General features: G+C 44.1%; 16 protein-coding genes. 10 read left to right on the forward strand and 6 right to left on the reverse strand.

Annotated features, from left to right (window positions below):
• Positions 1-14 precede the first annotated feature (14 nt).
• The 6 genes from EYB58_RS15075 to EYB58_RS15100 form a co-directional block, all read right to left on the reverse strand.
• Positions 15-950, reverse strand: a complete 936-nt coding sequence (locus EYB58_RS15075) for an SLBB domain-containing protein (protein ID WP_111960316.1) — start codon at positions 948-950, stop codon at positions 15-17.
• A 151-nt stretch (positions 951-1,101) separates the two neighbouring features.
• A complete protein-coding gene (locus tag EYB58_RS15080; RefSeq protein ID WP_111960847.1) occupies positions 1,102-2,871 on the reverse strand; it encodes an IS1634 family transposase in 1,770 nt (589 codons plus the stop codon).
• Positions 2,872-3,002: 131 nt separating this feature from the next.
• A complete protein-coding gene (locus EYB58_RS15085; protein WP_111957448.1) occupies positions 3,003-4,214 on the reverse strand; it encodes an outer membrane beta-barrel protein in 1,212 nt (403 codons plus the stop codon).
• A gap of 41 nt (positions 4,215-4,255) precedes the next feature.
• The gene (locus tag EYB58_RS15090; protein ID WP_131072082.1) at positions 4,256-5,149 is read right to left on the reverse strand and encodes a hypothetical protein; all 894 of its coding nucleotides are present in this window, start codon (positions 5,147-5,149) and stop codon (positions 4,256-4,258) included.
• Positions 5,150-5,267: 118 nt separating this feature from the next.
• A complete protein-coding gene (locus EYB58_RS15095; RefSeq protein ID WP_111957458.1) occupies positions 5,268-6,668 on the reverse strand; it encodes a transposase in 1,401 nt (466 codons plus the stop codon).
• Positions 6,669-6,738: 70 nt separating this feature from the next.
• Positions 6,739-7,491 carry a tyrosine-protein phosphatase gene (locus EYB58_RS15100; RefSeq protein WP_242637386.1) on the reverse strand — a complete coding sequence of 251 codons (753 nt, stop codon included), beginning with the start codon at positions 7,489-7,491 and terminating at the stop codon, positions 6,739-6,741.
• Between the two features lie 1,254 nt (positions 7,492-8,745).
• On the opposite strand from EYB58_RS15100, the gene lysS reads away from it, so the two are divergent.
• The 10 genes from lysS to EYB58_RS15150 are packed head-to-tail and all read left to right on the forward strand — an operon-like array spanning position 8,746 to position 20,615.
• Positions 8,746-10,224 (forward strand): lysine--tRNA ligase, encoded by a 1,479-nt coding sequence (lysS, locus tag EYB58_RS15105; RefSeq protein ID WP_111957443.1) that lies wholly within the window; start codon positions 8,746-8,748, stop codon positions 10,222-10,224.
• Between the two features lie 9 nt (positions 10,225-10,233).
• The gene (locus EYB58_RS15110; RefSeq protein ID WP_111957441.1) at positions 10,234-11,457 is read left to right on the forward strand and encodes a lipoprotein-releasing ABC transporter permease subunit; all 1,224 of its coding nucleotides are present in this window, start codon (positions 10,234-10,236) and stop codon (positions 11,455-11,457) included.
• Complete coding sequence (locus EYB58_RS15115; RefSeq protein ID WP_111957440.1) at positions 11,450-12,133, forward strand: ABC transporter ATP-binding protein; 684 nt, start codon at positions 11,450-11,452, stop codon at positions 12,131-12,133. The genes EYB58_RS15110 and EYB58_RS15115 overlap by 8 nt, the downstream gene beginning before the upstream one ends.
• A gap of 40 nt (positions 12,134-12,173) precedes the next feature.
• Positions 12,174-14,810 (forward strand): outer membrane protein assembly factor BamA, encoded by a 2,637-nt coding sequence (gene bamA, locus EYB58_RS15120; protein ID WP_111957438.1) that lies wholly within the window; start codon positions 12,174-12,176, stop codon positions 14,808-14,810.
• A 29-nt stretch (positions 14,811-14,839) separates the two neighbouring features.
• Positions 14,840-15,373, forward strand: coding sequence for an OmpH/Skp family outer membrane protein (locus EYB58_RS15125; RefSeq protein WP_111957436.1), 534 nt, complete (start codon positions 14,840-14,842; stop codon positions 15,371-15,373).
• Positions 15,374-15,376: 3 nt separating this feature from the next.
• Positions 15,377-16,414 (forward strand): UDP-3-O-(3-hydroxymyristoyl)glucosamine N-acyltransferase, encoded by a 1,038-nt coding sequence (gene lpxD / locus EYB58_RS15130; RefSeq protein ID WP_111957434.1) that lies wholly within the window; start codon positions 15,377-15,379, stop codon positions 16,412-16,414.
• A complete protein-coding gene (lpxA, locus tag EYB58_RS15135) occupies positions 16,411-17,190 on the forward strand; it encodes an acyl-ACP--UDP-N-acetylglucosamine O-acyltransferase (protein WP_111957432.1) in 780 nt (259 codons plus the stop codon). The genes lpxD and lpxA overlap by 4 nt, the downstream gene beginning before the upstream one ends.
• A gap of 5 nt (positions 17,191-17,195) precedes the next feature.
• Positions 17,196-18,047, forward strand: coding sequence for an LpxI family protein (locus EYB58_RS15140; RefSeq protein WP_111957430.1), 852 nt, complete (start codon positions 17,196-17,198; stop codon positions 18,045-18,047).
• Positions 18,040-19,320 (forward strand): lipid-A-disaccharide synthase, encoded by a 1,281-nt coding sequence (gene lpxB / locus EYB58_RS15145; RefSeq protein WP_242637387.1) that lies wholly within the window; start codon positions 18,040-18,042, stop codon positions 19,318-19,320. The genes EYB58_RS15140 and lpxB overlap by 8 nt, the downstream gene beginning before the upstream one ends.
• A gap of 47 nt (positions 19,321-19,367) precedes the next feature.
• Complete coding sequence (locus tag EYB58_RS15150) at positions 19,368-20,615, forward strand: hemolysin family protein (protein WP_111957428.1); 1,248 nt, start codon at positions 19,368-19,370, stop codon at positions 20,613-20,615.
• Positions 20,616-20,698 lie beyond the last annotated feature (83 nt).

Raw genomic sequence — 20,698 nt, forward strand, 5'->3', positions numbered from 1 at the left:
GGGGGCTCCTTGTGTTATAACCATGATTCAGGGATATGGATTCGGTCGCCGGGCTGGAGGGGCAGGTCCGGCTCATCACCGGTCTGGACCTTTTTTAAATTAATGGTGATGATCGTTCTTTCCGTACTGGTCCGGCGGATGACCCGGGCCCGGTTAGGGGCTGAGAACTTGTCAAATCCGCCGGCCATGATGCAGGCGGCCAAGGCGGTCATCCCGGGCTGATATTCAAATACTCCGGGGGTTTTAACTTTGCCCTGAACATAAATTTTGGTGGCGGCCTGATCGAGTTTGGTACCGGGGGGGATGTAGATCGTGTCTCCGGTGGCAAGGCGGATGTTTTCCGTCATGTCGCCTTCATCCAGGAGTCGCTTCAGGTCCACTATAATGGGTTTGGTGCCGGCAATGGATTGAGTGGGCACTTCCGCATCCAGATTTTCTAGCGTCTTGTCCTGGGCCATGATTATGGGGGCTTTCATGCCCCGGAGTACATAGGCCAGGTTGCCCCGTTCCTGGGTCACACCGCCCGCCTTGGCGATCAGGTCCATGATGGTGGGAATGAAATCCAGGGAAAAGACACCGGGTTCTTTTACTGCGCCTGAAATGAAAAATTGGAGGCTGTGGTATTCTATGATCTGCAGGTGCACCTGGGGTTCCACAAAAAAATCCCGGGCCAAAGGAGGAACGATCTGTTTTTCCAGTTCGTTGATGGTAAGGCCCGCCGCTGTGAGCTTTCCGATAAACGGAACCGTGACATCCCCGGTATCCCCCACCACCATCTCTTTGGCCACCTGTTCTTCACCGCCGGCCAGAATGGAGATTTTCACCATGTCACCGACACCCAGACGGTAAGCGGCATCATCAGATGCTGCCGATTCCGGACAGGGTATCCATGCCGGCCACACCAGGAGTACTAAAAAGGCTGCCCATCTTAATTTTGAAAATTTCTGCATAATTTTTCCGTTCACGAGCTAACAAAAAAATAATGGTATAAAAATTTCTATACTATTGTTTTTTTTGTTTAGATAATTAAATTGATTGATAAGATAATGACAATGTTTTTTATGTCTATCTCCCCATTCGCTCATTTGATATAAAGTATTTCTAAATTTCAAGTTGCGTATAAATAGAAGAGTCTAATCCCAATTTTTGGATAATTTGTTTTTGCAGATTTGATAATGGTTTCAATGAACGCATAATAACATTCCCTGCCATGTCGCATATAATAGTAAGGTTAACTTTCGAGAAAGCCTTTAAAATTTTTTCCGCAGAAGGTTTGGCTGTAGTCTTTTTATGGTTTTCAGGATGCATATCAGGTAATTCAGTCTTTTCTTCTTTCAATGAGCGTCGAACAACAAATTCTATAAGAGTCAATACCCTTACACACAGGGTGAGTAGATATGTCATACCTTCAATCTGATCATCTTTTTTAACAAACAACGGCGCTATGTTAAGACGACTTTTTAGCCTGCCGAAAATACGTTCAACTCGATATTCATTTCTATATGACAAAATAGCATCATGCAGGGAAAGCTTATCAAAATCCACCTCTGTGACGAATGCTTTCCAGCCAAACCGGGTTTTTTCATCGGCGATTTTTTTCTGATTTCTTTCAACAGAAGTAATCTGATAACGAACTTTCTCTACAACGATGGTTTCCCGGTTAACGCCACCCCTGCCTTTACCGACGTACTTCATTTTTTGTTCTACCTGTTTTTCAAACTGGGCTTCCAGCAGATCCTCAACGTTATGGGCTTTGATTATTTTGGCAATCGCCGCCACAAGTTCAGCCTCATCGCTTATTTGACGTCTGCCTCGCCCTGGTAAAGGAGTTAATTTTTCAAGTTTTTCTTTAGCTTTTGTCAACCGAATATTGAGACCGGCTGACTGTTGCCTGGCATGAGCAGGGGAATGAACGACGAACACACGCTCCGGCCAGGTTATTTCTTCAGCCTTTTTTTGAAAAGTCTGAATGCGGCTGAACTCATATCCTTTGGCTGCCAGAACTACTATTCCTTTATAGTTCTCTCTGAACACAGGAATCAAGATTTTTTCCTGATCTTTGGAAATACCTTCATTGATCCATGTTTTCATTTCATCAGCAGTTTTACCGGTCAAGGGCAGCGGGCATAAATAATGATGCCCTGACGATAGCAAATGAGCCCGGGTCTCCAGTGCACTCATTTTACAATCACCTGAGAATAATAATCCATTTTTTTTAAGACTGTCACTGACGCGGCTTATCAGCGGAATATATAATCCATCGTCTGCCTTTTCACCAGAAACGACGTCAGAAGCCAACGGCATTCCCAAAGGGTCCAAGGCAGCACTCATCAATTTTATCTGAGGTAACTTCGTATTGTCTTTGCTATGACCAAACTGAACCAATCCATCTTCTGTGATTGCCTGGTCCGCACTCACAGTCGTTGCATCACATCTGATTGTTTCAGGCTTCAGATCATACACCTCTATTGACTGTTTGTTGAGATCATCTTCTATCTTTGACCAGTATTCACGATTGCTTAAATGTTTCAAAAGATGGGCTAAACGATCATCACTGAAATCCAGCGCCACTATTGGCCGGCCTGCTATGCACAGCAAGGTATTTTGCATTTCTTCCACATATTCACTCATTGATACTTTACGGTGGTCGCCTTCAGTCAGAATATAGGCCATCCATATGACTGTGGTCCATCCCCAGCTAAGGTCTCTTTGATTTCCATGTCTTGGAATATGTCTGTCTATGATTTCCGGAATACCCATTCTGAGCATTTGTGCTATGAGCAAAGGCACATCATCCACTCGTTCCGTAATAATCTGAAGTTTGTCTTTGTTGAAAATCTCTTGATCTTTTGATGTCGAATCCGTTGTCATTTTAGCACCTTTAAGTTAAAAGAAAGGAAACTACAGTCGAATTTTTTACAAAAGTATGATGAGTTTTAACTATTGCAAGCCCTCCATGCAAAATTAACTTTTTCAGATTTAAAATGAGCGAATGGGGAGGTCTATTTCATGGCAAAGTCATAATTGAACTTAGCCTTGAGCATTAGGTATTGGTTGTCAAAATCTTTCCCGGGAAAGTTAGAGTCCCTCTCCTCATGTCCACCGGAAAGTCCAACAGTAAAGAACGGATTGATCAGATAGTCCGCCCCCAGAGAAATCAGCCATCGATCATCATCACGGGAAGAGGTTTCATAGTCGGAATTCTGAAAATATCCGGAGAGGGTACAGTTGAGTCTTTCCATGAGCAGATAGGTGAAGCGGGCATCCAGACGGATGGACTCATAGTAGGTATCCCCAGTACCTGAATCGTTCAGGTTGGAGCTCAGGGAAAAATAAATCGAGTGTTTGGGAATGGATTTGGCATCTGGGGTATTTTGACCCAGTACAGACAGTTTCCATACAAATGCATCAATGTCTCCAGAGGCAACGGTTTTATCAAAATTTCTGTTATGGTAACCAATCCCGGCGCCGAAGGTCAGGTAATTGACCTGACGCTCGACGTTGAACATAACCTGGTTTGAGGTATAGTCTGATGTATCTTTGTCATAATCCCTTTCCCAGATTTGATAATCCAGGTTAAAGGAAGTTTTGGGGGTAAGATTGTAGGACCAGGTGAGTCCACCTCGGTTTTCCACGGAATCCTCTCCCTCTCCTGGGGCGTCATCTGAATAATCGGTTAACAGATTGGTGTATTTAAGGGCAACGTTAAATTTTTCGCCGAAATTATAAACTACCCGGGGAGCAAACCGGTTCAGGATGTACTTATACTTGTCTATACTGTTGTCGTTGGCATCGGCAGAGGCTGGATCACGGGTCTTCATAAAGGTATTGTCCAGTCCCAGTTCCAACCTCTGGGTGGGCATGGTTTTGAAGCGAAACATGGCATTGTGACCGGTGTAGTCAAACTCATCCGCATCAATCTGACCGAGTATGTTTTCATCCTTGTCGTCGTACATGAACCGCTTAAGGGTGTAATCCAGGGTCATTAGGGTTTTGTCCGTGGTGTACCCAAAATCCAGGCCCGGTTGTACTGTGTAGGTGTGAACGATTTTTTCTTTGTTTTCCGTCTTATTAAAGTTGTTATCAATCTGCCAGTCCGCTTGGATATGTGGTTTTATCACCAGGCGCTGGGCAAAGGCCTGGCTGCCTGTTAGCATTAGACATAGGGCTGCCAGGAAGCTGACTAAGATATAGTGGGGTAGTTTGAATTTCATAAAAATCTCCAGTAGTACTATGTGGTTGTGTAAAGATTCAGTTACGCCGATGGGCTTGCCTCAGACTCATCCTGGGTTATAGGCGGTTCTATCTCGGGCACGGGCTCAGCGGGCTCAATTTTAGTTGGCGTTTCAGTTGCCTCTACAGCGCCTGATGTGGCACCGGAGCTTGCGGCTTCGGTTATCGCCGCAACATCCTGACCCGTTGTTTCTGCCGCCTCTACAGCGCCTGATGTGGCACCGGAGCTTGCGGCTTCGGTTATCGCCGCAACATCCTGACTCGTTGTTTCTGCCGCCTCCACAGCGCCTGATGTGGCACCGAAGCTTGCGGCTTTGGTTATCGCCGCAACATCCTGACCCGTTGTTACTGCCGCCTCCACAGCGCCTGATGTGGCACCGAAGCTTGCGGCTTTGGTTATCGCCGCAACATCCTGACCCGTTGTTACTGCCGCCTCCACAGCGCCTGATGTGGCACCGAAGCTTGCGGCTTTGGTTATCGCCGCAACATCCTGACCCGTTGTTACTGCCGCCTCCACAGCGCCTGATGTGGCACCGAAGCTTGCGGCTTTGGTTATCGCCGCAACATCCTGACCCGTTGTTACTGCCGCCTCCACAGCGCCTAATATGGCACCGGAGCTTGCGGCTTTGGTTATCGCCGCAACATCCTGACCCGCTTCCACAGCCGCATGCACAACTGTAGATATAGCTTCGCTGGCTATGGTTTCAGGATTTTCTCCGGCAGCCACTGCCCGCTTTATCGCTGTTTGAACGGCTGCCTCTACTGCCTCTGTATTTCCAGTAGCTGCGGCATTCTCAATTTCAGTCTTTTCATCGGGGGTCAGCTGGGCAAAGGCTTCTCCTGCACCCATGCAGACCAAAGCCAAAGTTGCCAAAGCCAAAACTATCAGATGAATCTGTCTGGTCAATTTTTTCATGTTTTTCCTCCTTAATTTTAGTTTCAACATATTTGTTATAGTACCAGCGCTATAATCATTGTATAACTCGATGTTCAAGTTTTTTGGAGAGGAACTGCTAAAAAACTCAACAAAACCTTCATTTAAGCGCCAGAGATGGTGTCGGTTCTAATCTTCCCATGGGTCTTCCACTCATATGTTTTTTAGATGGCATAAGGCAAAAAAAATCTTTAATGACTTGCCCCATTTCCTTAAGCTTCGAACCAGGATCTTGCTCTTTCAGCAACGATTTGACAGATTCCAACAAAACATCCATTTGAGCTCTTCGTTGTAGGCTACCCACGGTAAACACAGGTAGTTTGTTCTCTACGCAGGCCTTTTGCTTAGGGTGAAGGAGGAGGCAATGGTCTAGCAACAGACTCAGGATCAGGCCTCGGCTTGATCCTTCTTCGTCATATTGTTTGGCCTCTTGCCCCCAGCCTTCATAAAGCTTCCAGTCTTCAAAGAAAACCTCCACAAGCCATCTTAAAGAATATGCTTGGATAATGTCAATAGTACGCCAACTCACATCAGTAGCAACTATGTAACGATAGTCTTTTTCTCCGTCATATTTAAGGGCGATTACAAAACGTTTTTTGCCGCCGTGAGCATCAACCTTCAGGCGAGCGCTGCTGATTGTTACATTTTGTTCCTCACCGCCTCGTACACGAATAGTCGCTTTTACACCTTTATTCGTGACATCGAAATAATCTTTAACTGTCTTCTTTTTACCTCTGAACTGTATGTTTTGGGTAGATTTTAACTGACTGATAACCTGTATGCCGCCAAAAAGATCAGAAGCTCCACTCATAAATTCATCTGGACCGTATAGAGCATCACCCAATATGCATTTAACTGTAATTTCAGGGTGATCTTTTTTAAAATTCTCAAGCAAGAGCAGCGCTAATTGAATCTTTTTGGGATACTCAGGGTTCAATGCCGGCTTGACTGGCCGCTTACTCTTGGGAATCCCCTTTTTTTTCAACCTCTCTTCCTCTTTGTTCCAGGCACTAACCACTGGATCCGGCATATAAAACTTAAAACCAACTGGTATTGTTATAGAATCAGTCACCAAGAGCAATAAGACAACGGTCTGACCATTAACATAACCCCCGCTTGCTTTGTGTTTTTGTTTGTGTGTCTTATATATTCGTTTTGTAGTCTTAGAGCGGGCACGGTCGGACTCATCAAAAACAAGAACCCCGCCTGTAATACCAAATTTTTTAAAGATAAGCTTAACGCTTGCAAAGAGTATAAAGTCCCATGAAATTTTGCTTTTACGAAACATCCAAGATAATGCCGCTAATTTATAACTGCCTATACTTGCCCGCTCAAACTTTGCCCAACATACAGCGTTTACCATTAATATGCCGGTAAGACAAAAGCTTAACCATGACTTCTGAATCGCTGTCAGCTCAGCACCAGGTTGATATTGCTTCAACCTATCATTGAGGTCGTCGATGTAGTTTTTGATAAATGATGCTGAGTCAGTTATTATCACGATCAATAAATTCCTATCGGTTTGTTCAATGTTTCTTCAGTTATCGTGATCATATTATCAAAATAAAAATTTAGCCAATCATAAAAACTTGATCATCGAGTATAAATTGATCAACACATTCCTTAAGGATCTTTTCTGGATTTTCCCGAACAATTTTTTCAGTCTGCACCCTGCTGCCGGCTTTATTCAAAAATTTTCTGGCCGCCTTCATCCGGTATTTTCGACCCGGGTGAATGTCGGATCCCAGGCAGAAAACCTGATTGTTTTGGACTAGTGTTTTTGCAGTCTTACGGGGAGCCCGGCCAAAGTCACCCTTCAGGCTGCCCGCTGTAATCTGGAGCTCGGCACCTGTGGAAATCAGATCTGCTGCCAGTTCCGGCCGGGCTATGATCATGGGATTGCGTTCGGCATGGGCAATGATGGGGGTGATGCCCCGTTCCGTGAGCTGTCGGACCATTCTGAGAAACGCATTCATAATAAACATGGGCGGTAGCTCCAGCAGGAGAAATCGACTGGTCTCTCCCAATGTCAAAAGATCGCCAGCATCGTACCGGGTCACCAGATCATGATTGACCCGAATTTCCGCACCCGGCAGAATTTGGATATCCAGACCCTCCCGGTCCACTGCTTCGCATAAAAATTGCCAGGCAGTCAGAATCTCTTTTTTTGTACAATCATACACCCCGTCGCAACAATGGGGTGTCGCAAACATCACTTTAACACCCTGCTTCATTGCCTGAACAATAAAATCCATGGACTGCTCAATGTTTTCAGATCCATCGTCCAGTTCAGGCAGAATATGTGAATGGGTATCAATCATCATGCATCATGGTTTTTTAGCTAATTTCAGTAAATAAATACGATTCTGTTTTTTTATAGGAATGAATACAAAAGTTAAGATGCTTATTTACACTTCAAACGTGCGATCTACAATGGACGCCTATTTTGAAATGGACAAGCTTATTTAAAATTCATTCTATGAGCCGTCTTTAATTTAATTCATAAATTTTAACCACACATGGAAGGTATTGTCAATGATATAGTTTTTTTTTTGTGATATTTTTTAGATAAATTTTTCGCTTTCTATGTAAATTTTTTGCTGCTCACCCGCAACAATGCCTCCCGGTCCCGGGCGTGAAGCCTTTGTTATAGTTACTGTTGGCGCTTCAACGTTTTATTTAATTCGTCGGGCTTGGTTCTAATTTCGCCCACAATTAATCATTTCATAAATTGAGAGACAAAACTTGATAGAATATCAATATGTTGAAATCAATCCTTCAAAATTTGTAGGCCTTCTGGGCGAAGTTAGAACCAAGCCCCCTTTTCTTCTTTATGTTTTCAAATTAAAGAATACTGTATCACGTGTTTCGGAAAAGGATGCATTGCATGTTTTACATTGAAAAACATGCCTTTTCCCACTTTGGGTCATATAAGTGCCTATCGATATTATATTTTTTTGATTTACTTGTCCGTAGTGCACGCACTTTTTATTCGGACAAGGCTGATTCCAGTCTGATGCTTGTTTCATAAAGTTCCTTCCTCTTAATCTTTTATAAACAATATAACTGAAGTTTCCTGATTTTTATTTTACTGTTATTTTGAACTAAATTGTATATAGTATTGAAATTATATGATATTTTTCTATCAGCGGGATTTGTATGAACAGGGAGAATAAAATGGGGTTTTGCTATTTACATGGCAAAACCTATCAAAATTAAACTCGACCCTGCTACAATCCCACATCATAGACAATCAATAGGCTGATAAAAATCAGGAAACTTCAGCAATATAAAACACGCCTCAAAATGGTCAATTTATAATCAAAGTAACAGCGGGAGAGCACCATATATTATGCCTGCCGTGAAAAGCTAAAAATCAGTTTAATTGAAGATTAACCGTGTTTTTTTATGAGATTTTTTTTCCCTTCCGTACCGTCATTGACAAGGCTATACAAACACGCTATTTTACCATGTTTTATTCATGGGGTTTACCGTGCCTAAAAGTTTTAGATTAAACGGAAGCACCCTTTTTATGTATAAATTCGGAGCCTAAATATAAACGAAAGCAGCTATTTTTTATGGATAACAAAACAAGTAAATTTCTTGATCTTCGCAAAGAAAAGATAAACGAGTTAAAAACAGAAGGCATCAGCCTGTATCCCAATGATTTTAAACCGGATCACAGAGTGCATGAAGTAAGAGACGTTATAGAAAAAAATGCGGATACTTTAGGCGAAAACGGACGCAAATTTTGCCTGGCGGGCCGCATGATGGCCATTAATAAAATGGGTAAATCCTCATTTGTCAGATTCCAGGATGACGGTGAGCAGATGCAGTTATATATCCAGAAAAATAAGGTTGGAGATGATGTATATGCCCTGTTTAAAAAACTGGATATTGGTGATTTCATCGGTGTTGAGGGGCCTTTATTCCAGACAAGAACCGGTGAATGGACCTTGCTTGCCGAAAGTTTTAAGCTTTTATCAAAATCTGTAAGGCCGCTGCCTGAAAAATTTCATGGCATCAAGGACCCTGAAAAAAGATACCGCCAGAGGTACCTTGATTTGATCATGAATGAAAACACCCGGCAGACGTTTAAAAAACGAAGTGCCATTGTGGCTGCCATGAGACGTTTTTTTGATGAGAACGGATTTATGGAGGTGGAAACGCCTATGATGCAGACATTGCCCGGCGGTGCTGAAGCCACACCGTTTAAAACCTGGCACAATGCCCTGGGTATGGAATTGTACCTGCGTATCGCACCTGAACTGTATCTGAAACGACTGGTGGTTGGCGGATTTGAAAAGGTGTTTGAAATCAATCGGAATTTCAGGAACGAAGGAGTCTCCACCCGGCATAATCCGGAATTCACCATGGTTGAGTTCTACCAGGCCTATGCCACCTATGAAGATCTGATGAACCTGACCGAAGAGATGTTTTCCACCATTGTCACCCAGATTACCGGTGATAGCAGCGTTGAATACCAGGGCCTGACCATTGATTTTTCAAAGGGATGGAAACGTATTTCCATGATAGATTCACTGTCAGAGATCGGAGGCGTTGATCCGGCCATTGTCAATGACACTCAGGCGTTGCTTGCGCATGCTGAAAAGGAAAATATTCAAATCGCTAAAAAAGACCGGCACGGCAAAGTGCTGACCAAGCTTTTTGATGCCCTTGTGGAGCCCAAGCTCATCCAGCCCACCTTTATTACCGGATATCCGGTGGAAGTGTCCCCCCTGTCTAGGAAGAGCGATTCCGATTCTGAACTTACGGACCGGTTTGAATTATTCATTGCCGGAAGGGAGATCGCCAACGGATTTTCCGAAATCAATGACCCTGAAGACCAGTATAACCGTTTTGCCATGCAGGTGCGTCAGCGTGACGAAGGAAATGATGAAGCCCATATCATGGATGCGGAGTATGTCGAGGCCCTGGAATACGGCATGCCGCCCACAGCCGGGCAGGGGATCGGCATTGACCGCTTTGTCATGCTGCTGACGGATGCTGCCTCCATACGAGAGGTGATTCTGTTTCCACACATGAAAAATGTATAAAAGGTGTTTGTGGGGGCTGAACTTTTCATAGCCGGAAAATATCTGCGGGCCAAACGCAAGGAGGGATTTATCTCTTTGATCACCTTATTGTCCGTGGCGGGTATTCTTCTCGGCGTCATGGCGCTGGTGGTGGTTATTGCCGTCATGAGCGGGTCGGAAAAAGAATTTAGAAATAGAATCCTTGGACTGGAACCCCATGTTCTGGCCATGAATTATTCCGGCCATTTTATTCCTGATCCGGACATGGAAGATAAGATCAGGCAAACCCCAGGAGTCACGGCCGTATCTCCCATTTTATTCGGCCAGGCCATGATACGCAGTAGCAACTCTTTTTCCGGCATTATTCTCAGGGGAATTGAGCCGGAAAAAGGGACCGCACTGATCAAAGGATACACCTCCGAAGAACTTGGCACCGCATTAAACAAAACAAAGCTCACAAAAGGCTTGCCCGGTATTATTCTTGGTCAGGCTCTGGCCCAGACCGTGGGGGTGATGGAAGGCGACCGCGTGATCCTTATGTCAGCATCGGGCATTATCTCCCCTATGGGGCAAATTCCATCCATGAAGCAGTTTGTGGTTACGGGCACCTTTAAATCCGGTATGTCGGAATATGATTCCAGCTTGGCCTACGCCCGGTTGGATCAGGTTCAGGCCCTTGTGTCGGCCAAAGGTAAAATCTCGGCTTACGGTATCTGGACGGATCAGATATTTAAGGTAAAAGACTTAAGCCAAAACGGGCTTGAATTCATAAAATATCCGTATTACCTGCGCAACTGGATGGATATCAACCACAGCCTTTTTTCTGCCCTTAAACTTGAAAAAACCGCCATGTTTGTTATCTTAACGCTGATTATCCTTGTGGCGGCATTTAATATTGCATCGGCACTTATCATGATGGTTATGGAAAAAACCCGTGATATTGCAGTATTAAAAGCAATGGGCGCCACAAATTCCATGATCCGCCGTATCTTTATAATCAAGGGGATGATTATCGGCATAATCGGCACGGGCCTCGGGACAACGTTGGGGGTGGTGATCTGTTACATTCTTAAACGATACAAATTTATCAAGCTGCCCGAGGCATATCCTTTCTCCACCCTTCCGATTCAGCTTGAATATTCGGATGTTATTTTGATTGCTGTGTCGGCACTGGTGATTTGTTTTCTGTCCACCCTGTATCCGTCGTATAAGGCGTCACGTATGAATCCGGTGGAGGCCATAAGATATGGGTGACACGCCGCTGATTGAACTGAAAGGGGTTTCAAAGTCTTTTGTCTTCAAAACAGCTGCGCTGGACATTCTGCACAAGGCAGATATGTCCATACAACAGGGCGAGACCATTGCCATCGTGGGGGCTTCAGGTATTGGGAAATCCACCCTGCTTAACATCATCGGCACGCTTGACAGGCCGGATGAGGGGACCCAGCACTTCAGTGGTGAAGATATCTTGGGGTATAATGATGAAAAACTTGCCGTTTTTAGGAATAAAAATATTGGTTTTGTTTTTCAATTTCACTATTTGCTCCAGGGATTTACAGCCGTTGAAAATGTAATGCTGCCTGGGCTGATCAGTGGTAAATCTAAAAAAAATATTGAAAAACATGCAGTAAATATGCTTGAAAGAGTAGAACTTGGTGCCCGAATCGAATACAGGGTGGAAGACCTGTCCGGTGGCGAGCAGCAGCGGGTTGCCATTGCACGGGCGCTTGTTATGACACCTGCCCTGTTATTGGCTGATGAGCCCACCGGCAATCTGGATCAAAAGAACAGTCACGCGGTTCACCGACTTTTAAAAGAACTTAACAAGGAAATGGGGATGACGATTATCGTGGTCACCCACAATTCAGAATTATCCGGTTTAATGGACAGAAAACTGACGTTGAGAGACGGGAAAATCGTACCGGTATAAAAAGTAATAATTAGGTAAAATCATTTAGTTAGGACTAATTATGAGAAATTTTAAGTTCAGTGTATTGCTTGCAGCTTATTTCTACCTTTTAGGGACAGGCCTTGTATCTGCCGAGGAACGGGCCGCAGTGGCATTATTCCCTTTTCATGTCCAGGCGGAGCAGCCCGATGAAAAAATTGCGCCGGCCGTGTCAAAAATGTTGAAGGAAAAACTTGAAAAAGACGGCGCTACAGTAGTGATTACCGACACCTTTGTTGACACAACTGACTGGGAACATGACCAATTCCGCAAGGAAGGTATCCGTTTAGGTGTTGACTGGATCATTACCGGCGACATCTTTATAGCCGGGCAGGCTTTGAGCATTGATTCACAGATGCACAATGTATATGAAAAACAATCACCTTTGACCTTCTTTTCACAATCCCCAAGTCCATCCGAATTGTATGCAGGCATAACCTCCCTGGAAAAAGATATTATCGGCGAACTGTTTCAGCAGAAAATCATTTCATCCATTCTCGTCAAAGGTAATGTGCGTGTGGATGCAGATGCCATTCAAAGGGTGATTTCCTCCCAGAAAGGTGATATTCTAAATCGCACCGCTTTAAACAATGATCTGAACAGCGTGTATAAAATGGGGTATTTTGATGATGTGGTCATCAAAAAACAGAACATGGATAAAGGGGTTGAGGTTATTTTTGAAGTCCAGGAAAAACCCAGTGTTCGTAATATCCGTTTTGAAAATAATCATATTTATGAGGACAAAGAATTATTTGAGGTTGTGGGAACATCAACCGGGGCCATTCTCAACGCATATAAGTTAAACAATGATGTGGATAAACTCAAACGTCTGTATTATGAAAAAAATTATCATAACTGCCGGATATCCTATGAAGTTAAACCATTGAAAAATCATCAGGCAGATATTATTTTTAATATTGAAGAGGGTGCAAAAGTAAGAATCACAGCCGTTGAATTTGAGGGTAATAGATATTTTGATGATGATGATATTAAAGACGAGATGCAGACCCAGGAAAAGGGATTCTGGTCATTTATAACATCCTCGGGAGAACTTGACGAAACTGAACTTGACAATGATGTGCTTCGCATAGAATCCTTTTATAAGAACAATGGGTTTATAAATGTCAAAGTGTCTGATCCTGTGGTGAACATGGGCACAGAAGAAATTACCATCCAGTTTAAAATTGACGAGGGAGATCAATATAAAAACGGTGTGGTCAGCATCAAAGGTGACATCCTTACCACCGAAGAAGAACTTTTAGCGCTTCTGGTTTCCCATAAATCTGAATTGTATAACCGGGAACTTGTCCGCAAGGATATGATCACCCTGAACGATTTTTATGCCAACCAGGGATATGCCAATGTCAAGGTCGTTCCAAAGGCGGATAAGAATGATACTGATGCAATTGTAAATATAAGCTTTAACATTGACAAAGGGGCGCTTGTCTACTTTAACCGGATTATTATTACCGGCAATAATAAAACCAGGGACAAGGTGATCCGAAGAGAACTTGCCATTGAGGAGCAGGGTCTTTACAGCATGGGAAAAATCCAGCGCTCCAATAGAAATCTGGCGTTCAAAGATTATTTTCAGAATATCGACATCAAACCGGTTAAAACCGAAGAAGAAAACAAACGGGACGTTCATATCACCGTTGAAGAAAAGCCAACAGGGAATTTTTCTTTTGGCGGCGGGTTTTCCAGTGATGACGGTGCCTTTGGCCAGTTTTCCGTTGAAGAACGGAACCTGTTCGGCAAAGGGCAGACAGGTAAATTCACCTTTCGGATGTCCGGAGAAACTGTGTTGTATAATATCGGATTCACCGACCCCTGGCTGTTTGACAGGCCAATTTCAGCCGGGTTTGATATCTATAAATTTGAACATGAATACGATTATTATGATAAAAACGCCTACGGGCTTACCCTGCGGGCTGCCTCCCGCCGGTTCTGGGATTATACAAGCATTGGTCTGGTTTACAATATTGAGAAGTTTGATATAGATGATGTGGAAGAAGATTATACGTCGGTCACCGAAGGCTCTTATCTGACGTCAAGCATTATGCCCTATATCAGTTATGATTCAAGAAACCATAATTTTTTACCCACAAAAGGTATGTACCACAAACTGTCCATGGAATATGCGGGTGAATTTTTGGGCGGTGAGATTGATTTTACCAAATATCTTGCGGAATCAGCAGTATTTTTTCCTTTGTTCTGGAAATTTTCAGCCGGTATCTACGCCAAGGGGGGATACCTTGATGACAGAACCGGTGGAGATCCGGATATAGACTGGGAGCGCTTTTATCTTGGCGGTATCAATTCAATCAGAGGCTTTGACGATACAGACATCAACGGAACCAGAGATGGGTCCGACATTGAGGTCGGTGGTGAGACATATTGCCAGTTTAATATTGAAATGATGTTTCCCATTGCCGAGGAGCAGGCGGTTTATGGTGTCTTTTTCTACGACAGAGGCGATGTATATAACGATGGTGAAAATATTGACTTTGGCGATCAGTTTTCCAGCTCAGGCTTTGAACTTAGATGGAATTCCCCCATGGGTCCCATCCGACTGGCCTATGGTATTGTTATAGACGGTAAAGATGTTAAGAGTACCGGTGATGGTCAGTTTGACTTTTCAATTGGTGCATTTTTTTAAAAAATAAAATTTTATCTTCGGAGGCATAAATGAAAAAAAAAATTATAGTTCCGGCAGTCTTAATTATTGCCGCAATGTTCACTTGCAGCGCTTTTGCAGCAGATGCAGCTAAAATCGGTGTGGTCAGTTTTGAAAAAATATTGAAAGAGTCCAGTGCCGGCAAAGTGATGCAAAAAGACCTCAAGGCTAAACTTAATGAACTTCAGGCAAAACTTCAGGCCGAGGAACAAAAAGTTAAAGACATGTCAACGGCATTAGAACGTGAAGCCCTTGTGCTAAGTGCTGAAAAAAAACTTGAACGACAAAGAGAACTGCGGGACAAAGCGGATGACTTAAAAAAAATGAACGCTGACTATACCCAGGAAATGAAGATTCTACAAAACAAGCGGATGAATCAAATACAAAAAGATATTTTTGACATCACCAACAAGTTAGGAAAGGCACAAGGGTATACTTTAATCATTGAAAAGAAAATCGCTGGTGTTATCTATGCTGCTGATAAGGTAGATTTCACTGATGAGATAATCAAAGAGTACAATTCAATATACGCTAAGAAAAAATAATACATGCTTACTGCAGACCAAATAGCTGCGATGGTCAATGCCCGGATACATGGGGATCCGGGCAAAGCCATTTCCGGAGTGTCTTCTTTTGACGATGCCGGGTCCACTGATCTGACTTTTGCGGTGGATCACTCTTTTTTTTCCCGGTTGGATGAAACAAAAGCCGGAATCATCCTTGTTCCCAATGATGCGCCTGCGGTTTCCGGTATAACGCTTCTTTACAGTGATAATCCAAAACTTGCGTTCTTTCAGGTCGTGGCGCATCTGATGCCTGCAGAGCCGTTGAAAGAATTTATTCATCCTTCGGCAGTTATTGCAGATGACTGCGTTATTGGTGACGGCACACGCATTGAGGCCCATGTCAGCATAGGGCAGGGTTGCACCATCGGCAGTCATGTTCACATCATGGCCAATACGGTGATCGGAAAACAATGCCGCATTGATGATTCCTGCCGGATCAGCCCCAACGTCACCCTGGTAGATAAAACACGGATCGGCAGGCAGTCCATTATTCATCCCAATTGCGTCATCGGGTCTGACGGATTCGGATTCGTCCAGGACGGTTACGCCCATGCCAAGTTGATACATACAGGGTACGTTCATATCGGCGCTTGCTGTGAAATCGGTGCCGGCAATACCATTGACAGAGGCACTTTAGGTATAACCCATATTGGAAACGGCGTTAAAACGGATAATCAGGTCCATATCGCCCACAATGTTAAAATCGGAGATAATACACTGGTGGTGGCCCAGGTAGGGATTGCCGGGAGCACCACCATTGGCAAAAACGTCATTATAGCAGGCAAAGCCGGTATTTCCGGCCATCTCGATATCGGAGACGGGGCCATTGTCGGCCCTTATGCCGGCGTCGTCGGAAATGTTTCCCCGGGCGATATTGTTTCAGGTATTCCCCATATGCCCCATAAAATCTGGCTGAAAGTATCTCGTATTATACCCCGGCTACCCAGTTTAAGAACACGGCTGCTTTCCCTTGAAAAACGAATAAAAAAGCTGGAAAGCAACCGGACGGAGCAACCATGATTCAACCCATTCATCCAACGGCAATTATTGATTCATCTGCGAGGATAGATGAGAATGTCACCATAGGCCCTTATACCATTGTCAAAGGCGATGTGGCCATCGGATCCGGCACAACCATAGGCCCTTACTGTACCATTGATGACCATGTCACCATCGGTCCGGACTGTAATATTTTTCAGTACGCTTCCATTGGCGGTGCCCCCCAGGATCTTAAATTCCATGGCGAGACCACCTATCTTACCATTGGCAGGGGGTCCATTATCCGTGAATTTGTTACCATTAACAGGGGCACGGGTTTTGGCGGAGGTCTCACCGCGGTGGGCGAAGAAAATTATTTGATGGCCTATACCCACATTGCCCATGACTGCAAAACCGGAAAAGGTGTCATTCTTGCGAACAACTCAACCCTTGGAGGTCATGTTGAAATTGGAAGCTATGCTACGGTAGGCGGTCTTGTGGCTATTCATCAGTTTGTCAAAATCGGAGATTATGCCTACATCGGCGGTAAATCAGGTGTGGTAAAAGATATTCCGCCCTTTGTCATTGCCGCAGGTGACAGGGCTGTCCTGCACGGCCTTAATAATGTTGGGCTCAAACGCCGTAATTTTGAACCTTCTGTCATCCGTCAGTTGAAAAAGGCGTACCGGATATTTTTCCGGATTGGACTGACAGTGACCCAGGCCGTGGAAAGGACCAAAGCAGAAATTGAACAAGTGCCTGAAGTTGTAACCTTCACTGAATTTATACAAAATTCCAATCGCGGGGTGACCCGTTAATTTCCATGAACGATCCCGAAGGCAATAGTTGTTTTTCCCCCATCGGCCTGATTGCTGGCGGTGGCCAGTTTCCGCTGCTCTTTACCCAAAAGGCATGTGCAAACGGTTATAAAATTATTGGGGTAGGATTCCACAGTGAAACCGACCCCCAACTTGCCCAACTGACTCACCGGTTTGAATGGCTTTATCTGGGTCAGCTCAGTAAGCTGATCCGCTATTTTAAATCCCATGGCGTCACCCGGGCATTGCTTATGGGTTCCATCAGCAAAACCAATATTTTCAAAGATATAAGACCGGATCTCAAAGCCCTTGCCTTTATTGCGAAAACTGCGGGCACCCACGATGACAATATCCTTTCATCCTTTGCGGATTTTTTGGAAAAGCAGGGCATTACCCTGGTACCGTCCACCTTTCTTTTGCCGGAGCTTATCAGCCCCAAAGGGTGCTGGACAAAGCGAAAACCCGACAGAGCTGAAAAAAAAGATATCCAGCAGGGGTGCAAACTTACCAAAGCTGTTGGCCGTCTTGATATCGGCCAGTGCCTTGTTATTTCCAATGGGACGGTCCTTGCCGTAGAAGCCATTGACGGCACGGACGCCACCATAGAACGGGGAGGGAGGCTGAGCCGGGGAAATGGCGCCACAGTTGTAAAATTATCCAAACCCAACCAGGATTTACGTTTTGATTTACCCTCATCCGGGTGCACCACCATTGAAACCATGCACAGGTCAGGCGTTAACGTGCTTGTGCTTGAAGCTGGAAAGTCAATTTCATTTGACCGTGAAAAAATGATTGTCCTTGCAGATAAATACAATATCTGTATAATCGCTGTGACCGAGGATGAGATCCATGAATAAAAGGCATGGGCTGATCGGGTCCATCGGTACCCAGCCGCAACCCGCAGCAGAGCATGAAAGTGGATTAACACCTAATCGGAACGTTAATATTGAAAATACCCGGCACATCATGATCCTTGCCGGTGAACCTTCAGGTGATTTCCACGGAGCAGCCCTGGTGCGGTCATTAAAACAACTTTGCCCTGGTATTCGGATCACGGGTCTCGGGGGTAAAGACATGGCAGGGCAGGGGGCCGACATTTTTTTTCCCATCGACAAATTGTCTGCCATGGGGCTTGTTCAAGTGATCAGGCAGTTAGGCGCCATTAAACAGGCTTTTTCCCTTGTTAAGCGACGATTAAAAACAGATCCCCCGGATGCTGTTGTGCTCATTGATTATCCTGGCTTTAATCTGAAAACCGCTAAATTTATCAAACAGCATTATGATATACCTGTCTGTTATTATATTGCGCCAAAGGTCTGGGCCTGGAATGCCAAACGTCTGGATACCATTGCAAAAGTCATTGATCATGTGGCGCTGATTTTTCCCTTTGAAATTCCTATTTATAAAGCCAAAAAAATTTTAGCCACCTATGTGGGAAATCCCTTGGTCGATGAATACCCCCAAAGCCTGCCGGTTTTAAGCAAGAAGAATAAAAAATGCCTGTCGGATGATCTGGTTATCGGCCTGCTTCCAGGGTCACGATCTGCTGAAATTGACAAACTGCTTCCTGTCATGCTGGATTCCGCCAGCATTATTGCAAAAAGATATCCCCATTTAAGGTTTCTTATTTCATCCGGCATTAAACAGCATGAAGAACGTATTAAACATATTGTTTCTCTCCACCCAAACTGCGATTTATGCCGGATTGTAACAGGACGACCAAAACCGATTTTTGACCGGGCCAACCTTTTGATTGCCGCATCCGGTACCGTCACGCTGGAAGCTGCTTTAACTCTTGTGCCCACGGTAATTATTTATAAAATGTCCGATGTGGCTTACCGGCTTGCCCAATTGCTTGTGAAAACCAAATATATCGGTCTAGCCAATCTGATTGTCGGCCGTCAGGTGATGCCGGAGCTGATCCAGGACAACGCCAATGCCGGAGCCATCAGTAAAACTGTATTCTCAATGTTACCTGAACTTGAAAACCATAAACAGCAACTTTATCAAGTCCGCAGGCGATTAGGCCTGCCGGGTGCCCCAAAACGTACGGCGGCCATAATACTTAACCTGATTCATAAAAATGAGGCCTTAAAGACTTGTTTGACAAATTCAGGCAAAAGCGATTAGATTATCTATCTTATAAGATCTTAAATTATTAGGAAATATTGCGGGTTATGAGTATTGAAGTGGCCTTCTTATGCATTTGCCTTTTTTTATCCGGTTTTTTTTCCATGTCTGAAACAGCGCTTTTTTCAATTTCCAGGATTAAAGCCTTTCATATTTCTAAAGATGGTTCAAATTCCGGTCGGCTTATCCTGGAGATGAAGGAAGACTCCCATACCCTTTTGACCACTATTCTCATAGGCAACAACCTGGTAAATATTGGTGCGTCTGCCCTTGCCACCTCCCTTGCCATTGCTCATTTTGAGTCCAATGCCGTGGGGATTACCACCGGTGGTATGACTCTTTTGATTCTTGTGTTTGGGGAAATTTTTCCAAAATCCTTTGCCAACCACAACAATGTCGTGGTTTCAAGGGCGGTTATATATCCCATATATTGGTTGTCAAAAATTTTATGGCCTTTGATCTTTGTTCTTAATTTTATACCTAAATTACACGGTATCATAGACAATTCCCAGGAAACCGTCACCGAAGATGAGCTGATGACCATGGTGGAAGTGGTGGAAGGGGAAGGTGAAATCAAGGAGGAAGAAATGGAATACATTACCAATATCTTTGAATTTGATGACACCTATTGTTCTGAAATTATGACACCTCGGGCAGACATGTTTGTGGTGGATGTGGGCGAAGGTCTGGATATTCCAAAGGTCCTAAGCACAGGCTTTTCACGAATTCCGGTTATTGAAGATACCATAGATAATATTGTAGGGATTCTGCATATTAAGGATCTGTTTTCCAGATATCTGGAAAATAACGGTTCCGAGATCACCCCGGACAGCCTCGACATCAAGGCGATTATGAAAAAGCCGTATTTTATTCCGGAATCAAAGAAATTGGATTCATTGCTTAAAGCTTTTAAAGCAAAAAAGAGCCATATGGCTGTTGTGGTTGATGAGTATGGTGGCGTGTCCGGTATTGTGACCCTTGAGGATGTGGTTGAAGAAATTTTTGGAGAAATTGCCGACGAGTCCGATCAAAATACACCAGACATTGTCCAGATTAAAGGGAACAAATGGCTGGTGTTAGGCAAAGCAGATATATATCATCTCAATAAAGAGCTGAATTTAGGCATTCCCGAATCTGTAAACTACGATACGGTCTCGGGGTTTTTCCTGGAACTTGTGGAGCGCATTCCCAAGCCCGGGGAGTCCGTTCGCATGAATAACTGGGTCTTTTCGGTAAAAGACATGGATGGTAACCGGATTCAGTCGTTTATTATTAAACCGGTTGAAGATGCCTGATTTGTGCCGTACCAGACATTTTAAATTTTGGCATTTAAATTATTTTATTCGGGCGGACTGTTAGCCGTTAAAAATATTATTGA

It is taken from the genome of Desulfobacter hydrogenophilus, from assembly GCF_004319545.1.
Lineage (GTDB): Bacteria > Desulfobacterota > Desulfobacteria > Desulfobacterales > Desulfobacteraceae > Desulfobacter > Desulfobacter hydrogenophilus.

Coding starts and splice junctions, on each gene's coding strand:
- lpxD (WP_111957434.1), top strand. CDS start 15,377: ATGCTTACTGCAGACCAAATAGCTGCGATGGTCAATGCCCGGATACAT.
- lpxA (WP_111957432.1), top strand. CDS start 16,411: ATGATTCAACCCATTCATCCAACGGCAATTATTGATTCATCTGCGAGG.
- EYB58_RS15100 (WP_242637386.1), bottom strand. CDS start 7,491: ATGATGATTGATACCCATTCACATATTCTGCCTGAACTGGACGATGGA.
- EYB58_RS15125 (WP_111957436.1), top strand. CDS start 14,840: ATGAAAAAAAAAATTATAGTTCCGGCAGTCTTAATTATTGCCGCAATG.
- lysS (WP_111957443.1), top strand. CDS start 8,746: ATGGATAACAAAACAAGTAAATTTCTTGATCTTCGCAAAGAAAAGATA.
- EYB58_RS15075 (WP_111960316.1), bottom strand. CDS start 950: ATGCAGAAATTTTCAAAATTAAGATGGGCAGCCTTTTTAGTACTCCTG.
- EYB58_RS15115 (WP_111957440.1), top strand. CDS start 11,450: ATGGGTGACACGCCGCTGATTGAACTGAAAGGGGTTTCAAAGTCTTTT.
- EYB58_RS15080 (WP_111960847.1), bottom strand. CDS start 2,871: ATGACAACGGATTCGACATCAAAAGATCAAGAGATTTTCAACAAAGAC.
- EYB58_RS15085 (WP_111957448.1), bottom strand. CDS start 4,214: ATGAAATTCAAACTACCCCACTATATCTTAGTCAGCTTCCTGGCAGCC.
- EYB58_RS15140 (WP_111957430.1), top strand. CDS start 17,196: ATGAACGATCCCGAAGGCAATAGTTGTTTTTCCCCCATCGGCCTGATT.
- EYB58_RS15150 (WP_111957428.1), top strand. CDS start 19,368: ATGAGTATTGAAGTGGCCTTCTTATGCATTTGCCTTTTTTTATCCGGT.
- bamA (WP_111957438.1), top strand. CDS start 12,174: ATGAGAAATTTTAAGTTCAGTGTATTGCTTGCAGCTTATTTCTACCTT.
- EYB58_RS15090 (WP_131072082.1), bottom strand. CDS start 5,149: ATGAAAAAATTGACCAGACAGATTCATCTGATAGTTTTGGCTTTGGCA.
- lpxB (WP_242637387.1), top strand. CDS start 18,040: ATGAATAAAAGGCATGGGCTGATCGGGTCCATCGGTACCCAGCCGCAA.